Source organism: Alkaliphilus serpentinus (assembly GCF_009017255.1).
Lineage (GTDB): Bacteria > Bacillota > Clostridia > Peptostreptococcales > Natronincolaceae > Alkaliphilus_D > Alkaliphilus_D serpentinus.
Genome location: NZ_WBZB01000036.1, coordinates 1 through 19779, shown reverse-complemented (window position 1 = coordinate 19779; position 19779 = coordinate 1). Strand labels below are relative to the sequence as shown.

At 36.3% G+C, this 19779-nt stretch carries 17 protein-coding genes, 1 pseudogene and 1 riboswitch; of the genes and pseudogenes, 3 read left to right on the top strand and 15 right to left on the bottom strand.

Annotation, left to right across the window (positions count from 1 at the left end; genetic code table 11):
• Window positions 1-37: 37 nt before the first annotated feature.
• Complete coding sequence (locus tag F8153_RS09950) at window positions 38-877, bottom strand: Cof-type HAD-IIB family hydrolase (RefSeq protein ID WP_151866213.1); 840 nt, start codon at window positions 875-877, stop codon at window positions 38-40.
• Between the two features lie 121 nt (window positions 878-998).
• Here F8153_RS09950 and F8153_RS09945 point away from each other — a divergent pair, with 121 nt between their 5' ends.
• On the top strand, window positions 999-1421 hold the full coding sequence (locus tag F8153_RS09945) for a transcriptional regulator PerR (RefSeq protein WP_151866212.1): 423 nt from the start codon (window positions 999-1001) through the stop codon (window positions 1419-1421).
• Between the two features lie 32 nt (window positions 1422-1453).
• On the opposite strand, the gene F8153_RS09940 is transcribed toward F8153_RS09945, so the two are convergent.
• From F8153_RS09940 to F8153_RS09900, 9 genes are all read right to left on the bottom strand, one after another.
• A complete protein-coding gene (locus F8153_RS09940; protein WP_151866211.1) occupies window positions 1454-2710 on the bottom strand; it encodes an ABC transporter ATP-binding protein in 1257 nt (418 codons plus the stop codon).
• A gap of 337 nt (window positions 2711-3047) precedes the next feature.
• A complete protein-coding gene (locus tag F8153_RS09935; protein ID WP_151866210.1) occupies window positions 3048-4088 on the bottom strand; it encodes a FecCD family ABC transporter permease in 1041 nt (346 codons plus the stop codon).
• Window positions 4089-4154: 66 nt separating this feature from the next.
• Entirely contained in the window at window positions 4155-5147 is a 993-nt protein-coding gene (locus tag F8153_RS09930; RefSeq protein WP_151866209.1) for an ABC transporter substrate-binding protein, read from the bottom strand.
• A gap of 12 nt (window positions 5148-5159) precedes the next feature.
• Window positions 5160-5774: an alpha-ribazole phosphatase gene (gene cobC, locus F8153_RS09925; RefSeq protein ID WP_151866208.1), complete on the bottom strand. Its 615-nt coding sequence runs from the start codon at window positions 5772-5774 to the stop codon at window positions 5160-5162.
• Between the two features lie 44 nt (window positions 5775-5818).
• On the bottom strand, window positions 5819-6361 hold the full coding sequence (locus F8153_RS09920; RefSeq protein WP_151866207.1) for a cob(I)yrinic acid a,c-diamide adenosyltransferase: 543 nt from the start codon (window positions 6359-6361) through the stop codon (window positions 5819-5821).
• Window positions 6362-6582: 221 nt separating this feature from the next.
• Window positions 6583-6760, bottom strand: a riboswitch (cobalamin riboswitch).
• 73 nt (window positions 6761-6833) lie between these two features.
• The gene (locus F8153_RS09915; RefSeq protein WP_151866206.1) at window positions 6834-8129 is read right to left on the bottom strand and encodes a lipase family alpha/beta hydrolase; all 1296 of its coding nucleotides are present in this window, start codon (window positions 8127-8129) and stop codon (window positions 6834-6836) included.
• A gap of 107 nt (window positions 8130-8236) precedes the next feature.
• On the bottom strand, window positions 8237-8788 hold the full coding sequence (locus F8153_RS09910; protein ID WP_243136944.1) for a methylated-DNA--[protein]-cysteine S-methyltransferase: 552 nt from the start codon (window positions 8786-8788) through the stop codon (window positions 8237-8239).
• Window positions 8748-9455: a DUF2225 domain-containing protein gene (locus tag F8153_RS09905; RefSeq protein WP_151866205.1), complete on the bottom strand. Its 708-nt coding sequence runs from the start codon at window positions 9453-9455 to the stop codon at window positions 8748-8750. Before F8153_RS09905 ends, F8153_RS09910 begins: the two co-directional genes overlap by 41 nt.
• Window positions 9456-9564: 109 nt before the next feature.
• Window positions 9565-11121 (bottom strand): VanW family protein, encoded by a 1557-nt coding sequence (locus tag F8153_RS09900; protein WP_192929762.1) that lies wholly within the window; start codon window positions 11119-11121, stop codon window positions 9565-9567.
• A gap of 205 nt (window positions 11122-11326) precedes the next feature.
• Between F8153_RS09900 and F8153_RS16665 the strand changes: the two are divergent.
• Window positions 11327-11652: pseudogene (locus F8153_RS16665) on the top strand (Y-family DNA polymerase); the annotation flags it as partial.
• The gene (locus F8153_RS09895; protein WP_330577776.1) at window positions 11629-12414 is read left to right on the top strand and encodes a Y-family DNA polymerase; all 786 of its coding nucleotides are present in this window, start codon (window positions 11629-11631) and stop codon (window positions 12412-12414) included. The pseudogene F8153_RS16665 and the gene F8153_RS09895, both read left to right, overlap by 24 nt.
• A gap of 24 nt (window positions 12415-12438) precedes the next feature.
• Here the strand turns inward: F8153_RS09895 and F8153_RS09890 are convergent, their stop codons facing one another.
• The 5 genes from F8153_RS09890 to F8153_RS09870 all read right to left on the bottom strand — a co-directional run bounded on the left by F8153_RS09890 (window position 12439) and on the right by F8153_RS09870 (window position 19294).
• Entirely contained in the window at window positions 12439-14625 is a 2187-nt protein-coding gene (locus F8153_RS09890; protein ID WP_151866203.1) for a DNA gyrase subunit A, read from the bottom strand.
• Window positions 14626-14643: 18 nt separating this feature from the next.
• On the bottom strand, window positions 14644-16623 hold the full coding sequence (locus F8153_RS09885; protein ID WP_330577775.1) for a toprim domain-containing protein: 1980 nt from the start codon (window positions 16621-16623) through the stop codon (window positions 14644-14646).
• Window positions 16624-16808: 185 nt separating this feature from the next.
• Window positions 16809-17606 carry an ABC transporter permease gene (locus F8153_RS09880; protein WP_151866202.1) on the bottom strand — a complete coding sequence of 266 codons (798 nt, stop codon included), beginning with the start codon at window positions 17604-17606 and terminating at the stop codon, window positions 16809-16811.
• On the bottom strand, window positions 17590-18387 hold the full coding sequence (locus F8153_RS09875) for an ABC transporter permease (RefSeq protein WP_151866201.1): 798 nt from the start codon (window positions 18385-18387) through the stop codon (window positions 17590-17592). The genes F8153_RS09880 and F8153_RS09875 overlap by 17 nt, the downstream gene beginning before the upstream one ends.
• A complete protein-coding gene (locus F8153_RS09870; RefSeq protein ID WP_243136943.1) occupies window positions 18371-19294 on the bottom strand; it encodes an ABC transporter ATP-binding protein in 924 nt (307 codons plus the stop codon). Before F8153_RS09870 ends, F8153_RS09875 begins: the two co-directional genes overlap by 17 nt.
• Between the last annotated feature and the right edge of the window lie 485 nt (window positions 19295-19779).

Below are 19779 nucleotides of genomic sequence, written 5' to 3'. Positions count from 1 at the left end.
TTAGTTTTCCAAAACAATAAGGGAATAATACTTAGAATCATAACAATATATTTCTTCCAAAGATGAATTTATCAATTCCTTTAGCTACCCCACTCTCATCATTACTATCCGTAATATAATGAGCCTGGGCTTTTACCTCCTCTTCCCCATTGGCCATTGCCACAAAGGTCTTCACATAATTCTTCATCGACAGATCATTAAAGTTATCACCAAAGGCGATTATTTCCTCCTTATTAACCCCTAATAATCTTGATAAGGAAGCAATGGCTCTTCCCTTTGAAACCCCCTTGTTCATTACTTCCAGGTTATTATACCAAGATTTATCTACATCCACTGTAGATACCTCTTTGAATTTAAGTCTTACTGCCGCTAGCTTTTCTTTGTCTTCATCCACCATTACAAATTTTAATATTTCTGGTTTGGTCTTATCTACAAAGGATAAGGTATCAGGAACCTCCATAATATGTACTGCATCACTGACCCTCCCCCTATCCTTCCAATAATATCCCTTTAGATAGTCAACCTTATCACCATCAACATACAATTTATCTTGATCATAGAAGTGATAGTAAAGCTGATTATTTCTACAGATCTCCATTATTTTAAAAGCATCTTGATGATTTAAATTGTTAATATGAATAACTTCGTTGCTATGGTAATTCCTAATTAGGGCTCCATTACAGGCGATAATAGGAGTATTAGTTTCTAGTAGCTTTGCATAAAATCTGGCTGATGTAAAAATCCTCCCCGTTGCAATGGCAACCTCTACTCCAGCGTCTTTTGCATCTTTAAGAGCTCTTTTATTTTCATTACTCACTTCACCATATCTATCTAATAATGTGCCATCCATATCAACCACAATCAACTTAAAATTCATATTCCCTCTCCTCTTTTTTTTTTCATATATTGCTATAATTCTGATTTTTATTGACAAATTATTAACACTTCTATATAATTAATATGATATGGAATAAATAATTTAATTGGGGGTATTTACCATGGAGACCCTAGTAAAAACATTAAAGGCTAGCTGCTGCAAGGTGACACCACAAAGACTTGCTGTATACAATACATTAAAGCTCAGTAAAGATCATCCGAATGCAGAAGCAATTTTCAAACTTTTAGAGCCTGCATACCCATCCATAAGTTTGGCAACCATCTACAAATCCTTAGAATTGTTTTCAGAATTGAATTTAATTCAGGTTATAAATGTTGGTGAAAATAGCTTTAGGTATGATCCGAATCCTTACCCACATCCCCACATAATATGTACTACTTGTAATAAGGTAGAGGATTTGTCAGATGAGTATTTTAAAGATCTTGCCAATACCGTTGAAGAAATATCCAACTACAAAATTTCAAAGCAACAGCTATGCTTTTATGGTCAATGTCCAAGCTGTACTGCAAAAAACCCCTCCTAAAACAATGGGTTTTTCTTTTTTGTATGAAATTTTCATCCTCTTTTATTTAGTAATTCTAAGAACTTTTCAATACCATCTACCCCTTTTAATCCCATATCTTTAAGATTTTTTAAAACCTCTAAACCATTTCCCCCAGTATAGTCATACTTTTTATCTTGAGGATATTTGAAATAGTAAACTGTCTTACCATCTTGCAATTGCTCCCTAAGGATTTCAAGGTTTTTGATATTGCCCCAACCTATAGGAATGTCCGTCATGATAATTAAGTCAGCAGCATCTGCCAATAGCTTTGCTTTTTCTAAGCTTGAAGGGCTTATTTCTGAAAAAGGAACTTCTTCAACAACTTCAATATCATAAAGCTTGGCAATGTGCCAATCGCTATCCCCTTCATTTACAACTCCAACTGAAAGCTTGTAGCCTCCATCATAGAGAGCCTGAATTAATTCCTTTCCGCTGCCACCTCCACAAACAATATGAATCCTTAAGGACTTGTTCTTCTTAGCTCTATTCTTTATAGCTATAGGATGTACTTGTAGAGTTCCTGTGTAAATATTTGTTTCAATAATCATGTCCATTTCATATGCTCTTTTTAAATGATCAACCGTTAAAACCTCTTGAGTTTTACCAGATGCTATTAGCATACCCCTGTTTAATAGGATTATTTCATTACTATATCTTGCTGCCAGATTCATGTCATGGAGGACAGCAACGATTGTAACTCCTAGTTTATTATTAAGATTCTTTAGTAATTCTAAGACCTCTAATTGATGATGTATATCTAAAGAGGAGGTGGGTTCATCTAAAAGGATGATTCGGGGTTCCTGTACAATTGCCTTTGCAATAATCACCCGTTGTCTTTCTCCCCCACTGATTTCATTTATATTCCTTTCCCTAAGGTGCCAAGTATTGGTTTTAATCATAGCCTCCTTTGCTATTTCCATATCCCTAAGGCTATTTTGTTGAAATTTTCCTAAATGGGGGTATCTACCCATTAAAACGATATCCTCAACTGAAAAATCATAGGATACTAATGTATCCTGGGGTACCACTCCTATTTCCTTAGCTAAATCCTTGGCTTTGTATCTGGATACTTCTTTACCATTAATCAGAACTACCCCCTCTTGAGGTAGTAGATTTTTTGCAATGATCTTTAACAGTGTGGATTTACCAGAACCATTGGGGCCAATTATGCTTATAAAGGAGCCTTCTCTAATATTCAGGGATAATCTATCTACAATTGCTGTCTCACCATATTTAAATGTTAAATTATTAATGTCGATAGAATTCATTTATAACCATTCCTTCTAATAAAATTGAAAATTGAAAGTTGAAAGTTGAAAGTTGAAATAAGTAGATAACCCAAACTCTTTATTCAGTCATTTAGTTAGAAATTTCCTTGAAAAATCATTCTCACACATTAAATTATTCATGAAGATTAACTAGCAAATTTCAGTATATTTCATTAACTTTTTTTATTTACGACAAATTGACTGGCTACCTTAATACAAGACGTTAAGTGTTGAACATAATCTTGATAAATTGAGAATTGAAAGATGAAAAAGTTTCTGTATTATTCACCAGATTGGGTTTTAAATTCTCCATTTTCAATCTTCAATTTTCAATTTGCTATATCGCCTTTTTATTCCTTCTTAAAAGATAAATAAAAAATGGTCCTCCAGCTAAGGAAGTTATAATTCCTACGGGAATCTCAGTAGGAGCAATCACAGTTCGAGCAATGGTATCTGCAGTAATTAAAAAGATTCCACCCATTATTCCCGAGGCTGGTATCAGAATTCGATGATCCGGGCCCACCAGCATCCTCATGATATGGGGAACAATCAAGCCAACAAAGCCAATAATGCCACTCACAGAAACTGCAAAGGCAGTCATCAGTACGCTTGTAACTAAAATGATCCGTTTAGTACCTTCTACATCAACACCTGTATTTTGAGCTGTTGCTTCTCCCAAAAGCATAATATTTAGATCTTTCGAAAATATGTATATGATGATCGTTCCAATAATGATTGGAAAAAAGGCAATTTCTACATGATTCCAGCCTCTAGCAGAGAAGCTGCCCATGGTCCAATAAATGATACTGGTCATATCCTTGGAGGATATTACCATAATTAGGGACATAATTGCTGTAAAAAACTGTCCAGTAGCTATACCCGACAAAAGCAAGGTTGTTACAGGTATCTTTGATTTTATTTTAGCTAAGTTATATACGATAAAGGTAGCCAATAAAGCACCCAAAAAAGCCGCTATTGATACTAAGCCTAAGCCCCAGAAAACTCTATTGAGTTTTAGAACAATGGCAATGGCTGCCCCCAAGGCTGCTCCAGAGGAAGTGCCTGTTATATAGGGATCTGCCATAGGGTTCTTCAGTAATCCCTGTAGGGCAACCCCTACAACTGATAAGCTCCATCCGACTAACATGGCCAATATTATTCGTGGAATACGAATATTCATAATGATGGTCCTATGGGATGGTAGAAGATCTGATATATTAAATTTTTCACCGATTAGCGGTAGACTATTAAGAATAATTCTTATGCTGTCTATGATAGATATTTTTGCTGCCCCAACAACGGAGGCTATCACTATTGAAGAAATTAAGATGATCATCAGTAGTATAAACTTATTGGATATTACTAGCTTCTTCTTCATAACCTTTCCCCTTTATGCATGTAATCTCGCCTATAATAGACGAGATTACACCAATAATCATATGAACTAAAATACCTCTGGATGTATGGCCTTTGCTACAATCTCAAGAGCTTCCATTATTCTTGCTCCTGGTCTTGATAGGATGTTGGGCTCCAGTAGCTCTATTCTGTTATTGACTACAGCACTTACCCCCTCAAAGCCGGGCTTAGAGGCTATAGCTTCCTTCATAGCATCTTCTTCCTCTTTGGTTAGCTGATTGCTTTCCATCGTATGGGCAGGGGCTAAATATACTACAGGATCTGCTTCTACCAAAGCCTCAACACTATACTCAGGCCAATGTCCATCTGTATTGGCTGCTATATTTTCTCCACCTGCTAAAGTAATTAATTCATCTATAAAGGAGCCAGGTCCAGCTGTCATTAAAGGCTCATCCCATACCTGATAAAAAACCTTCTTTTTAGGCTGATTTTTTACCTTTGCTACAATTTCATCTCTTTTTTCCTTCATAGACTCAACTAGTGCATTGGCTTTTTCCTCTTCATCCATTATTTCACCAACGGCTAAAATTGCATTAAGAATTTGGTCTACGCTTTCTGGCATATATTTTACAACGGTAATCCCTGCAGCTTTAAGCTGTTCCATGGCTTCAGCTTGACCTTCACCATATACAAATACAATGTCTGGAGTAAGCTCCAATATTTTTTCAACATTGGTAGTCCAAGCGCTTCCTACCTTTTCTTTGGCCAGTGCCTCCTCTGGATAATCACAATAATCTGAAACAGCCACCAATAGGTCTCCTAAACCAAGGGCATAAAGAATCTCCGTTTGGCTAGGGGCAATGGATATAATCCTTTCCGGCCTCTTTTCAATGGTAACCTCGTTACCTAGACCATCAATAATGGTCATCGGATAGGCTGACTCTAACTCTTCTGGTTGTTGCTGTGATCCTTCCGGTGCTGGCTCTTTATGAGATCCTTCTGCTGGATTGTTTGTACAGCCAATTATAGAAGCCACTACTAATGCTAGTATAATCATTAATGATAAGATTCTTTTCTTCATGTAAATCCTCCTCTATTTATTTAAGTAGTTATAGGGTTCTTCATTTAATTTAGTTAGGATATTAAAACCCTCTACCCTTTCAATTACAGATAGGGTGCAATGATTAATCTTAAAGTTCCAATGTTTTTTAATATCTCCTGTTAAAAGATGGGCAATTGTACTTCTTATAACTCCACTGTGGGCCACCAACAGGATGTTTTTCTCTTTAGATTTATTAAGTAGGTCATCTATACCCTTAGTAACCCGTTTGTGCATTTGATCCATGCTTTCGCCACTAGGAAAACAGTAGTTAATTGAATCCTCTCGGATTTTTGCAAAATCCTCAGGGTACTTGGTTTCGATTTCAACCATGGTATGACCTTCAAAATCACCAAAGTGCATCTCCCTAAGGAAATCTAATTCTATAAAGCTACAGCTTCTGTCCTTTAGAATGTATTCAGCGGTTTCTTTAGTTCTTTTTAAGTCGCTGGTGTATATAATATCTAATTCTAGATCTTTAATAGCTGAAGCCAACCTCTGGGCCTGAAGTCTCCCCTTACCATTTAAAGAGACATCTGACCAACCGCAAAGATTTTTATGATAATTAAACTCGGTTTCTCCATGGCGAACTAGGTATAAGCGTATCATTGTCCCACTCCTATATCTTTAGTTTAGAATGACATCTTTCAAGATTAGCTTTCTATTCCCTTGCGGGCATAAATTCCCTTTTCATAGGGATGCTTAATCATCTTCATTTCAGTTACATAGTCTGCCATATTAACAAGGTCTTCTGGCGCATTTCTTCCTGTTAGAATCATTTCCATATGATCTGGTTTTTTCTTAAGTAAGCTCACTACATCCTCTATAGGCATAATTTCATTGTATAGAACCGCCATTATTTCATCAAGAATAATCATGTTGTACTCTTGATTTTCAATAACCTCTGTAAGATCCTTCAATGCATGCTGTATTTTCTCCTTAACAGCTAGCTTTTTATCTTCCGATAGGAAGGGATAGAAGCTATTAAGTTCAGCATATCTTTTTAATGTAAAATTGGGCATTGAATCGATACTATATAACTCCCCAGTATCATCACCCTTTAAAAATTGAACCATCAAAACTTTATAGCCTCCACCTGCTGTTCTTGTTCCCTGACCTATAGCAGCTGTAGTTTTACCCTTTCCATCTCCTGTGTAGATATGTATTAAGCCAGTTTCTAATCTTTTTTCTAGCATGATATCAGCTCCTTACTTCAATTTCCTATTGCCATCATACTTTCCTAAACACATTTATTGCTTTGTTACCCCCAATTATGATTATTAACGATTTTTTCTACATAAATCACCCCATTTAGTTTTAATTGAGGGATAAGTTTCATCTCGAAAAGAAAACCCCTTATCCAATCCAGAATAAGGGGTTTGTATGCTATGCATGAAACACCCCTTCCCTCCGAAGGATTGCTGTGAAATGTGGGGCAGGTCTCCTGACTCGCAAATCAACCTACTAACAGCGTCTTCCCGGTTTCCCAGTGACCTTGCTGCCTTCGTCCTTGCTTACAGTAGCGGGGGCTGTAGTGGAATTACACCACTTTCCCTATTAAGCTTAATAAAGCACCATCACATTATTCAGTATTAAATTCATTATAATAATATCAAAAGAATCCTTTATAGGCAATGATTATTTTAAATTCTATAAACAATATAAGTATTATTGATCCTTCCGAAGTGTAAAGAAAATAGATTTATCACCGTCATGATAGCCTTCTACTACCTCAATCATTTCTTCAATATCCTCTTCTAATCCATCCCCTAAAATCAGCATTTTACAACTCTGCTGCTTAAAACTTTTGAATTTAAGAAGGTACTCCCCTTTGGGAGGCTCTACAATAGCCAACCAAGTATAATCACTATCATGAAATTGCTGAATATAGTACTTATTGGTTATGATTCTATTCTTAGAATAATCCATTACAAACTCTTCTTCTGTCTCTAACAAGAAATGAAGATCTCCACTAAAGATTATATGAAGGGTTGCTAAATCTGGTGTATCAGCATCTAGTTCAACTCCATATATCTTCCCCAGCTCTGGTAATGAGTCCTTAACAATATTATGATGATTACTAATGATGTTAATATTAGAGCTGTAATTCAACTCTGCACTACCTTGAGTAACTGTTCCATCCCCCTCTAAGGTATATACAAAATCAATAATATATTCCTGTCCTAAGGCTAATTTCTTTCTATCTAGGATTAAACCTTCCTTTGTTTCGAATTCAGTTCCAGCTATAGAATATACTTCTTTTGTGATATTAAACAGCCCTTTATAGCTATCATTAAGCTGGTCTAGATAATGATTATGATATTTTATATATCTTCTTGAAATAGGCACTGGCTTTTTATATTCATCATGATAAAACAGAAAGTCACCGTAATCACTCGATGGTAATAGGGATTTCATAGCAGGAAAGGCATTATGTAAATCCTCTATATGATCGGCCCCCATAGGAATATTTAAGATTTTACTTAGCAGCCATATATAGCCTCTATAGATATATCCATTGAGGGATTTTGTTTTAATCAATCTCCCGGTTGACCAAAAATAATAGGCATAAACTGCTCCTTTATTGGGAGTACCCAGCATTATCAGCCTTTCAATTTCTCCCTCCTTACCTTCCCTTTGAAGATACCCCCTTGCTACTATCCCTCCCATACTGTGGCATATGACATCAAGGGGTTGCTGGGGGAACTTTTTTCTTACCTCCAATAAAAGTGGTTTAAAATACTCCTCCACAATATCCTCTATAGATTTTCTCCAGTCGTAGTAACAAATAAAGAGGTTTTCATCCCTTCTATAGCCCATATCCTCTAAGCCCTTTATCAAGGGTTTATATATAAGATTTGCTACTCCAAAGGTCCAAGGCCCTCTTCCTAATAGCATCTCTCCCCCAAAGGAGCCCATTAGTCCTGGCACAAAGATTATTGGGTTCTTTTTTAATTCCTTCAAAGCACCATCACCCTCCTATAATTATTATTATAATTTATGCCTTTGAAGGAGGAGTAATCACTGATTTCTCTGTTTAATAATATTGGGCAGGAAAAAATTAAGGGTGATTACACAATCACCCTATCATCTACCTCTGATATTTTTATTCCCTCCAGACCTAAAAGGGTCCTTTTTATTTCCATTCCTCCACCATAACCAACCAACCTACCATCAGATCCCACAACCCTATGACACGGTATGATAATGGGGATTTTATTTTTATTATTGGCCATACCAACAGCTCTGGTACCTTTGGGATTTTCAATCCTCTCTGCTATGAATTTATAGCTGACGGTTTCACCAAAGGGGATTTCCATAAGGGCCTTCCATACCTTTATTTGAAAGGGAGTACCTCTTAAATCTAAGGGTAGGTTAAAGCTCCTTCTGGTGCCTGAAAAATACTCTTGAAGCTGCTTGATATAAATTTGGTTTTCTGTATCATCAGATTGTATAATCCCATTGGGGAAGGCTTTAATTAAAGTATCATTAAAGGTTTCAGTATCCTTATTAAAATCGATAAAGGCTAATCCTTTGGTGGTTGATGCAAGGTTAATTACCATACTTTTAAGCTTTATATGACTACTCCTTAATCTCTCCTGCTCCATGGCTTCCTTTTTCACGATCATATTCCTCCTTAGCCCTCTTCCATTGTTCCCTGGTTTTCAACTGAAGCTGTCGTTTATCCTTAATCCCTGGATTATCTAAGGTTTTACTATACCATTTTATAGCATCCCTATAGCGACCCATTTTTCGACTAAGCTCACCGATAAAGTAAGCCATAGTTAAATCGTCAAAGCCAGCTAAGGGTAATTTTTCACCAGAATAGGATTCTGTAAAGTTATCAAGGGCATGTTTAAGAAACTCCTGCTCCTTACTATTTCCCATTTCTCTATAGATCCAAGCTAATCTTAAGCAAAGTCCACCAATATATGCCTTAGGCTTTTTTAATAGCTGAGCTGTAAGAAGGGCAAGCTTAAATACTTCTTCGGCCTCCTTAGCAGTCCTATACCCTCCAAAGTCCCTAGGAACCCATTTTTTTCTTACTAGATCCATATAGATGTTTTTTTGTACTGTATTTACCTCATGAAACTCCGTTTCTGTAGCACTAAATCCACAGTTGGGACATACCCATATGTAATAGTAGTTGGGATTTATATCCCGATACACAACATTAAAATCATCCTGTCTTTCTAGCACCTTTAATCCTCTATTTTTCACTTTTTTCGTTGTAAATTCCCATCTACAAATAGAACACTCTACCCTTTTATCATATAATAAATCCGTCATTTTTTGTCCTCCGTTATAGATATATTACCTTAATTATAACAGAAGGTAATAGGATATTCCATGTAGGAAATTACAAAAATAATGAAAAATCACGAATGGGTAGTAAGACCTATTGCCCTATGGAGGGAACTTGAGGCTTTGCTTCTCCTTGTGTTGATTCCCCAGCTGATGAATCCTCATCTATAGCTTCCTCCGGGATTCCTGTTGCTTCATCTGGTGAAGGTTCTGTTGGTGGCTCTTCTTCAATGGTCTCCTCTGCAGCTTCTTCCCCACCTCCTTCAGTATTTGAATTAGAATTTTCACCTACAGTTGGGGCAATACCTTCTGCCACGATTCCCTTTACAGGTCTATAATAATCCGTCGAAATTTCTTCCCTTTTTATTTCTTTAGAATCCCGATAATATACTTTGAAGGTAGTTACACGATACCCTCTTTTTGCCTCCCTTTCAACCCTTCTTTCTCCAGCAGTTAAATTGGGGTCCTTTCTTACCTCAATCTGAGGCTCTATGACTCCAACCACCTTTGAATCCAGGGAAATTGTCACATGATCAGTCCTCTTTCCATAAACCCCTACATATAGCTGGTCACCTTCAGTATAGCTTACTAAATAGATGGGATATTCCTTATTATTAATAAATTGAAGGTCTATATACCCATCAGCTACTGTAGCATCATGACCAAGGGGTACATAGGCCACAGGCAAAGAGTGATTTTGTCTTCTAACAACCTCTAAATCTGCCCGAACTAAAGCATTATACAGGGTAGTTGAAACCTGACATATCCCTCCTCCAATACCAGGCACCAATTTACCATTCAATATTACTGGAGCTATTTGATATCCCTCCTCTAAACCCCTTGGTCCTGTTGCTTCGTTAAAGGAAAAGCCTTCGTTTGGCATTAGTAGCCGATTATTGATGCTCTCGGAAGCCAGCCTGATATTGGTTGCCCTACCCTCCGATGATGGGTTAAAGGTGGTTTGAAACTCTCCTAATACATCTTTTATTTCATCTAACTGTATACTAGTCAATTGTGGCTCTATAATCTCTGTAGGTATCTTAATAGGTTCACTGCTGAAGCCTTCTATACGATCTTCCATAAGCTTAAGCAATTGCTCTTCCAACAGCTTATGGCCTAATATTTCTTCCTTCACCCTAAAGCTACCATTAATTCTTGTTATGCTAGCATCAATGGGCTCCCTCTCGATTTCCTTTCTGATTTCATTGATTAATGGTTGTAGCTTTGCACCTTCGTAGCTGCTGGATAAAGATATGAATAAAGGCTTATTTCTTGTTGAGTTAATCTCCTTAATTCTATTCCAAATACTACCCTTACGTCCCACTGAAAAGGCTTTCTCTACGGCTTCGTCATAATTATAGCGATAGCCTATATTGCTATAGGGAATTATCCATATTTTCTCATTGTGCTTTAATTCCAGTTGGTGGTTATCAATTTCAGAATTTAGAATTTCAGTAATCTTCTTGTTGGCCTCCTCCTTACTCAGCCTACTTACATCAACTGATTCAATATATACATTTTTATATATTGTTTTCTGATTCAGCATGAAAGCGCCTATAACCATTAAAGTGATCATAGTAGTAATTAAAATGATAGCTGCTATTAATAATATCCATTTAAACTTAAAGTTCTTCTTAATTACCGGCTCCAATAGCATCCCTCCCCAATTCCCTTGCTTGTCTATGGATTTAATACTCTATACATTTTATTTCATATCAAAATTATTATTCATATTAATGGTAAAAAAATTAGGCGCTCTTCCTAAACATCTGCCTTTGTATCTTACAATTACATAGCCTGATTCTTGTAAAATTATATGTGAATGATAAAATATAGTAGAAGATAAAAAATACTCAATGGGAGGGGGCGGGTCTTTGAAGAAGGTAATATTTCTTGTAGATATGAATGCTTTTTTTATTTCCTGTGAGATGACCAGAAACCCAGACCTAATAGGGAAACCATCTGCTGTTGCAGGAGATCCTAAGAAAAGAACCGGGATTATTCTTGCGGCTAATTATGATGCTCGTAAATATGGTGTGAAAACTGCCATGGTGTTACACAAAGCCTTAACCCTTTGTCCAGATATGATATTGGTTCCTCCCGACCACAACCTTTACCAAGAAAAGTCCAGTGAGGTAATGAAGCTGCTAGAAGGATTATGGATGATATTAAAAATCGTTTAGGCCTCTGGTGTTCAATAGGGATATCTGAGAACAAGTTTCTATCTAAAATGGCATCGGATATGAAAAAGCCCTTGGGTATTACAGAGCTATGGAAAAGTGATATAAAGGATAAGCTGTGGCCCCTTCCGGTTAGAGCTATGTATGGTATTGGTAGTAAAACCTCAGAAAAGCTTAATAGTATGGGTATCAATACCATTGGTGAATTAGCCAAATTTGATCGAAATTATCTGATTAAGGTCTTTGGAAAATATGCCTTTGACCTCCATCAGCAGGCCAATGGTGAGGATTCCAGCAGGGTACAGACCCATTCCAGTGATGTGAAATCCATCGGCCGCTCTACAACCCTTCCAGAGGATATAGCTGATATTAATAAACTTAAAATCATCTTAATGGAATTAGCTGAAGATGTTGGAATGAAGGCTAGGGAGCAAGCAAAAAAGGGCACCACCATTCAAATTACCCTTAAATATGCAAGTTTTCAGAGTGTGACTAGACAAACCACAGTAGCTCCCACCTATTCAACAAAAACAATTTACCAAACAGGCTATGAGCTTCTTAGAAGGAATTTTTCATCCAACAGACCTATAAGATTAATTGGGATAAGCCTTAGCGGCTTTGAAGAGGCAGCAATACATGAACAGATATCAATATTTGAAGAAACACAAAACAATAAGCATGAAAAAATTGATGAGGTTATGGATAGAACTCGTAAAAAGCATGGCTTTGAAAAGATTAATAGAGGGTCCTTAATTAAAAAATAGAATCCACCAGTTGGTGGATTCTATTTAAATAAAGCTTAAATTTTCATAGGATTTATCTAATGTATCCTCTTTTTTTAAAAAGGTTCCTATTGCAGGAATATTGCCTCTATAATAGTCAAAATCCTCAAAGGCTACCTCCTCTAAAGCTTTTATATCAGTAAGGGTACTACCTTTTTTAGATTTTAATACCTGTACCCCCATAGAGCTTCTTGTAGATTTTTCATTAATTTGCTCGGTATTGAATATCAGTACCTTTTTAATACTACTTATGGCAACTAATTCCTTATCCTCTTTAATATGCTCAAGATAAATTAGGTCTGTCTCATTGGAGTAGGCGTTGGCCAGCTGTTTTCTATTGGTTTTGGTCTGATAGCTCTCCATAGTAATTTTTGCTGCCTTCCCATTTTTGTAAATGAAAAGCATATGCCCTTTGTAATCCTCTGTTACCGCCATGTAAATAATTTGCTCGTCATCAGCGAGCCCGAGGATATTTTTTAGGTAATCCCCTAAGCTGCTGGTCTTTTTATCCTCCAGTTCGTAGCCTCGAATTTTATAGACTACATGTTTATTGGAGAATAGAAGAACCTCCGACTTATTGGTTCCATCCACCTCCTGGGTGATAAAATCATGATCCTTTAGCTTATGGTCAGTGCTACTACTTCGTAAGGATATCAAGGAGATTTTCTTAAGATAATTTTCATTGGTTAAGAAGTATTTTACATTATAATCCTCAATAAATACCTCTTCCTTAACAACTTCTATATGATGCTCTTCAATAATTTCTGTTTTTCTAGGCTTACCGTATTTCTCAACAACCTCTTCTAGCTCTTTGATAATTAAATTATGAATCTTCACACTGCTGTTTAGGGTTGAATCTAAGGACTTTATTTCCTTTTCTAATTCTCTAATATCCTTAGTTTTATTTAAAATATACTCTTGATTGAAGTTTCTTAGCTTAATATCAGCGATAAACTCAGCTTGAATCTCATCAATATCAAAGCCCTTCATTAAATTGGGTACAACCTCTTTATCCTTTTTAGTATCCTTAACGATTTGAACAGCTTTATCAATATCTAAAAGGATTTTTTCTAAACCCCTTAATAAATGTAATCGCTCCTGCTTTTGTTTGATTTCAAAGGTTAATTGCCTTTTCACACAATTTATTCTAAAGATTGTCCACTCTTTAATAATTTCCTTAACCCCTAAGGTTCTTGGATTACCATTGATTAAAATATTGAAGTTACAGCTGAAGGCATCCTGCAGAGTAGTCATTTTAAAAAGCTTATTCATCAAATTATCTGGATCTGTATTTCTCTTTAAATCCATTGCAATCTTTAAGCCCTCTTTATCGGTTTCATCCCGAATATCGCTAATATCCTTTAATCTGCCTGACTTCACAAGATCAATGATTTTTTCAATGATGGCTTCGGAGGTGGTTGTATAGGGTATTTCATAAATTTCTATACAGTTGTTTTTCTTATCGTACTTGTATTTTCCCCTAAGATAGAAGCTACCCCTACCGGTTGCGTAGATCTCCTTAAGCTCCTTTTTGTTTAAAATAATTTGACCACCAGAGGGAAAGTCTGGAGCCAGCATAAATTCACTTACATCAATCTCTTCATCCTTTAAGAATTCAATTGTAGCCCTGCATACCTCCGCTAGATTAAAGCTACAGATGGAGCTGGCCATTCCTACTGCAATTCCTATATTGGGGTTCACCAGTATGTGGGGGAAGGTTGTGGGTAACAGCTTCGGCTCCTCCATAGTATTGTCGTAGTTGGGCATAAAGTCTACAGTATCCTTGTTAATATCTCTAAAGAATTCTTGGCAAATAGCCTCTAGCTTTGCTTCGGTATATCTAGGAGCAGCATAGGCCATATCCTTAGAATTATTTTTACCAAAGTTTCCCTTACTATCTATTAATGGGTGTAACAGGGCTTCGTTACCCCTTGTTAAACGAACCATAGTTTCGTAGATCGCACTATCTCCGTGAGGATTTAGCTTCATGGTTTGCCCAACAATATTGGCTGATTTGGTTTTTGCCCCCTTTAATAGTCCCATTTTATACATGGTATATAAAAGCTTTCGATGGGAGGGCTTCAAGCCATCTATTTCTGGCAATGCTCTAGATACAATAACGCTCATGGTGTAGGGCATATAGTTTTTTTCTAGGGTTTCTACTACATTTAACTGGGTTAGCTTTGACTGCATTTACCGAACCCTCCTTTATTATATAACTTCATAATCATCAATGTATTTGTAGCCATGCTCAGAGATAAATTCCTTTCTTCCAGCCAGGTTATCTCCAAGGAATAGTTCAAAGGCTTCTTTAGTTGCCTCCCCTTCAGCAGGGGTAACCTTAATCAGCTTCCTTGTTTCAGGATTCATGGTGGTTTGCCACATCATTTCAGGTTCATTTTCACCCAGACCCTTTGAACGTTGGATTTTGTAGTTATTTTTTAGTTTTTTGATGATGGTATTTTTCTCACCCTCTGTATAGGCAAAATAAACATTCTCTTTACTATCGGTAATTTCGTAGAGGGGTGATTCAGCTATATATACGTAGCCCTTTTCAATTAAGGTTGGGGTTAGTACATAGAGCATGGTTAAAATAAGGGTTCTAATCTGGAACCCATCCACATCGGCATCGGTACAGATGATGATTTTATTCCAATTAAGCTTTTCTAAATCAAAAAAGCTTAAGTCGTTATGCTTATTCTTAATTTCCACACCACAGCCTAAAACCTTTAAAAGATCAACAATAATATCATTTTTAAAGATCTTCTCATAATCAGATTTTAAACAGTTAAGAGGCTTTCCCCGAACAGGCATAATGGCCTGGAATTCTGCATCCCTGCCCATTTTGGTTGAGCCAAGGGCCGAATCTCCCTCAACAATAAAGAGCTCCCTCTTTGATGTATCCTTGGTTCTGCAATCTACAAACTTCTTTACCTTGTTTGAAAAGCTATCAATACCCTTACTAAGCTTCTTCCTAACGTCGATTCTTGTTGACTCTGCCTTTTCTCTACTTCTTTTGTTAATTAATATTTGTTCTATGATTTTTTCTAAATCTATTTGATTTTCTACAAAATAAACCTCCAGCTTTTCCTTTATAAAGGCTGTCATGGCCTCTTGAATAAATTTATTGGTTATGGCCTTTTTTGTTTGGTTTTCATAGCTGGTTACTGTTGAATAGGTATTGGTTACGAGAATAAGGCTATCTTTTATGTCGGTGAAGGTAATTTTTTTTTCATTTTTGGTGTATTTATTCCGATCTTTAATAAAGTTATGGATTTGGTTGGTAAAGCCATTATCCACGGCCCTTTCTGGAGAGCCACCATGCTCTAGAAAGGAGGAGTTATGATAGTATTCCAATAGTGTATTTTCGTTATTAAAAGCAAAGGCCACCTCTATTTTTAGCTTGTACTCCTCTTTGTCCTCCCTGTCTCTACCCTTTGTTTTAAGCTCTAGATACTGAGGCTCTGTGAATCCCTTCTCGCCGTTTACTTCCTTTACATAATCAATAATTCCGTTTTCATAATAATATTCAAAGGTTTCATCGGTTTCCTCATCGTAGAGCTTAAAGGTTATTCCCTTATTTACTATGGCTTGTCTTCTTAGGGTTTCTTTAAAGAAGCTTAAGGGAATGTCTATATCGTTAAAAACATCTAAATCTGGCTTCCATTTTATAATACTTCCAGTCTGGGAATAGTTATATTCCTCTTTTTTTAGGCCTCCAACATTCTCTCCCTTTTCAAAATGAAGCTCATATCTGTAGCCATCACGATAAACCACCACATCCATATATTCAGAAGCAAATTGAGTTGCAGCTGTTCCTAAACCGTTTAAACCAATGCTGTATTGATAGTTGCTGCCAGAATTGTTGTTGTATTTACCACCACCATATAAAATCATAAATACAATTTCCCAATTGTACTTCTGTTCCTTTGTGTTATATTCTAGGGGTATGCCCCTTCCTTGATCCCTAACTTCTATGGACTTATCCTTATATCGAAATACTTCAATGAAATCACCAAAGCCCTCCTGGGCTTCATCTCTGGCATTGGCAACAATCTCAACAAGGGTATGGCGGCAGCCTTCAATGCCATCACTACCGAAAATAACCCCAGGTCTAAGCCTTACCTTATCCTTTTCTTCTAGGGTTGACAAGCTATCATTATCATAATTATGCTCTTTTTTTGAAATCATCCCGTGTCCCTCTTTTCAATTAAAATACCAATTTCAATGATATCACATTCTATAGCAATTTAGCCACTCTTCTAGAGTATCGTTTTAATTTATTTGACACAAAGGTCTTAATTCCTCCTTGTATCCTTTTATTTCTAATAATCAGAGCCCTTCATGCATAAAAGAGATAGGTAACAACCTATCTCTTATAACTTTGTAACAATCAAATTTCCTGATTCATATTTCTTTAATCCCTTATTAAAGAAGAAGTAGGTGAAGGTGGCCCAACCAACTACAGTAATCATCAGAAGAATAAACCAATTCCATGAAAAGGCATTTAACAGCCTTACAGGAAATAAAGTAATAAAGGCTGCTGGTAAAAAAGTGTAAATAATCAATTTGGTAAAGCCTTTATAGATGCCTTCAGGATAAATACTAAAGGTTATCATAAATTCCAACACTAGGTTAAAGACCCCTTGGGAATTTCCCATATAAAAGGTAAGGGCGTTGGCAAATATCAGGACACTGGAAAACATTATAGCACCAGTTATACAAAAGAGTATAAATAGAGAAAAGGATACTGGACTTAACCCATACACTCCTATAAACAGAATAATTCCGTAAAATATATCCCCCCAGGCAGAAATTACGGTGCTGGATGAGATAATGTTGATTAAAACATCCTTTGGCTGAAGAAGGTAGGTATCCAGTTCACCATTGATAATCATTTGGGAAAGCCTTCGAATATTTCCAAATACCACAAAGCTTAAGCCGTAGGAGGTGGATGCAATAGCCCATAAGCCCATTACCTCCTTAAAGCCATAACCCCCGATGGTATTGATATTAGAAAATAATATCCACCAGAAGAATATAAAGGTGCTATTATTTAGTATCATTCCGAAGGTCTGCATTAGGAAGCTTCCCCTATATTCCATTGATGCTGAAAGATTAAACTTAAAATACATAGCAATTAGTTGTAGATTCTTCTTAACCTCCATTAACATTTAATGCCCTACCCCCCCTTCTAAATACCGCCATTGAAAGCAATATGAAAATCAATAGGTAGCCCAGCTGATAGGCTATGGTATGAATAAAATTTGAATAATTGAAGCTAACGGCTAGCTTTGCGGGCCCATAGGTTACGTAGGCAAAGGGAAGATTTTTTGCCAGCCCTTCTAGCCATCCTGGAAACATCTCTAATGGGATTAGCATTCCCCCGAGGGTGAAAATCAACTTTGAGTAGATCCACATAAATGCCGTATTTTCCTCCATCCAGAAGGCTGATAATGCTAAACTCATATAAATAAAGAAGTTTATAAAAACCCCCAATATCAAGGAAATTAACACAAAGGGTAAATGCCTGAAATTAAAATCACTTAAAGGGCCTACGTATATGAATCCAATGACCACACCAATCAACATGTTGGTTAGGAGCTTTGTTGCTATTTCTCCCAATCCATTGGAAAAACAATAGAATACATAATTATAGGGCTTATTTATGAGATATGCAATATTCCCCTTTTTCACATCCTCTGAAACATCTAAAAATACATTGGATCGAGACAGGGTTACCATCTCTGTAACAATCAAGTACCAAATCATTTGATTTAAAGTAAAGCCAGCAATCATATCTCCTTTTTGACCGTAGATGTTTTTCCATAGCATAAGCATAATGAAAATAATAAATACAAAAAAGAAGTTTCTGGTTATTAGATTGGCCACATAGACTAGATTGTTGGCCAAACTGATTTTAAAGGTATGAAAATACTTATTGAGACTTTTCAAGGCAACCACCACCAATAGTTTTTTGTTGATATATGCTGGATATAATTTCTTCTAAAGGTGGGTCTGATATTGTGATGTCTACCACCTTTCCAAGCTTCATCAATTCTAAGATGGTAGAGTCAATACTACACCTGGAGCTGTCTATTTCCACCTTCACAGCATAGCCCTTACTCTTCAGAACCCTTACCTCTGGAATCTTAATATTTACAGCTTCAGCATATTTAATGTCTATCACCTTTTGGTTCATATAATTATATTTAAGATTTTTAACAGATTCATTTAATACGATTTCACCATGATTAATAATAATTGCACGTTTACAGAGCTGCTCTATGTCGCCAGCATCGTGGGAAGTAAGAAAAATTGTAGTATCTAACTCCTTATTTAGGGTTTTTATCAAATCTCTTATTTTCTGCTTTACCACCACATCTAAGCCTATGGTTGGTTCGTCTAGAAATATGATTTCAGGATTATGTAAGAGGGAGGCTGCAATTTCACATCTAATCCTCTGACCCAAAGAAAGTTTTCTTACTGGAGTGTCTAGCAATTCTTCTATTTCAAAAAGCTCAGTAAGCTCTGAAATTCTCTTTTTTATCTGGGGCCCTTCCATTTCATAAATCCGACCTAGTAAATTAAAGCTATCCAAGGGTGGAAGGTGAAACCATAGCTGAGATTTCTGACCAAATACTGTGCCAATCTTATAGGATAGCTTTTTTCTGTTTTTAGAAGGGTTCAAACCCAAAACGTTTATTTCTCCTGATGTTGGATATAGAATCCCCGTAAGGATTTTAATTGTAGTGGACTTCCCTGCTCCATTGGGTCCAATAAAGGCCAACACTTCCCCCTTTTTAACCTCAAAGGATAGATTGTTTACTGCTTGCAATTCCTTGTACTTTGGTGAAAACACAGCCTTAAGGCTTCCCCTAAAGCCTTCCTCCTTTGTTTTAACCTTAAAGGTTTTGTTTTAGTTTTTTACTGTGATGATACTCATTCTAATACCTCCTTTTGTTTATGATTCTTTCTAAAAATATTAAAAGCCCAAAGGACGTCTCAAATGAGACTCGTCCTCCAGGCTTTTCTCCTAGAAGTGTAGATTAAATCCTGTACCGCTCGGACCTGCCGTTATAAAAAACCGGAACCCTAGGTACACTCTCAAAATTATTAAATACTACTTTAATATAAATTAAGCAATATGTCAATATTATTTTTTTTAAATTTATTATTTTTTTACCAAAATATATAGGTTTTTATAGTATATGTATTTAAAAGTCATCTGTTACCTATTTTTAGCCATGTAACCACAGGGACGGTTCTCTTGATCATGCGCGTGGTCATGCTAAAGTGATAAGTAGTAAGGAAGATAAAGGTTTCTTTTGGTTAGACTCTTCAAAA

Excerpts from the sequence above, each read along its gene's own strand:
- F8153_RS09950 (WP_151866213.1), bottom strand. The coding sequence starts at position 877 with ATGAATTTTAAGTTGATTGTGGTTGATATGGATGGCACATTATTAGAT.
- F8153_RS09945 (WP_151866212.1), top strand. The coding sequence starts at position 999 with ATGGAGACCCTAGTAAAAACATTAAAGGCTAGCTGCTGCAAGGTGACA.
- F8153_RS09940 (WP_151866211.1), bottom strand. The coding sequence starts at position 2,710 with ATGAATTCTATCGACATTAATAATTTAACATTTAAATATGGTGAGACA.
- F8153_RS09935 (WP_151866210.1), bottom strand. The coding sequence starts at position 4,088 with ATGAAGAAGAAGCTAGTAATATCCAATAAGTTTATACTACTGATGATC.
- F8153_RS09930 (WP_151866209.1), bottom strand. The coding sequence starts at position 5,147 with ATGAAGAAAAGAATCTTATCATTAATGATTATACTAGCATTAGTAGTG.
- cobC (WP_151866208.1), bottom strand. The coding sequence starts at position 5,774 with ATGATACGCTTATACCTAGTTCGCCATGGAGAAACCGAGTTTAATTAT.
- F8153_RS09920 (WP_151866207.1), bottom strand. The coding sequence starts at position 6,361 with ATGCTAGAAAAAAGATTAGAAACTGGCTTAATACATATCTACACAGGA.
- F8153_RS09905 (WP_151866205.1), bottom strand. The coding sequence starts at position 9,455 with ATGACGGATTTATTATATGATAAAAGGGTAGAGTGTTCTATTTGTAGA.
- F8153_RS09895 (WP_330577776.1), top strand. The coding sequence starts at position 11,629 with ATGGATGATATTAAAAATCGTTTAGGCCTCTGGTGTTCAATAGGGATA.
- F8153_RS09890 (WP_151866203.1), bottom strand. The coding sequence starts at position 14,625 with ATGCAGTCAAAGCTAACCCAGTTAAATGTAGTAGAAACCCTAGAAAAA.
- F8153_RS09885 (WP_330577775.1), bottom strand. The coding sequence starts at position 16,623 with ATGATTTCAAAAAAAGAGCATAATTATGATAATGATAGCTTGTCAACC.
- F8153_RS09880 (WP_151866202.1), bottom strand. The coding sequence starts at position 17,606 with ATGTTAATGGAGGTTAAGAAGAATCTACAACTAATTGCTATGTATTTT.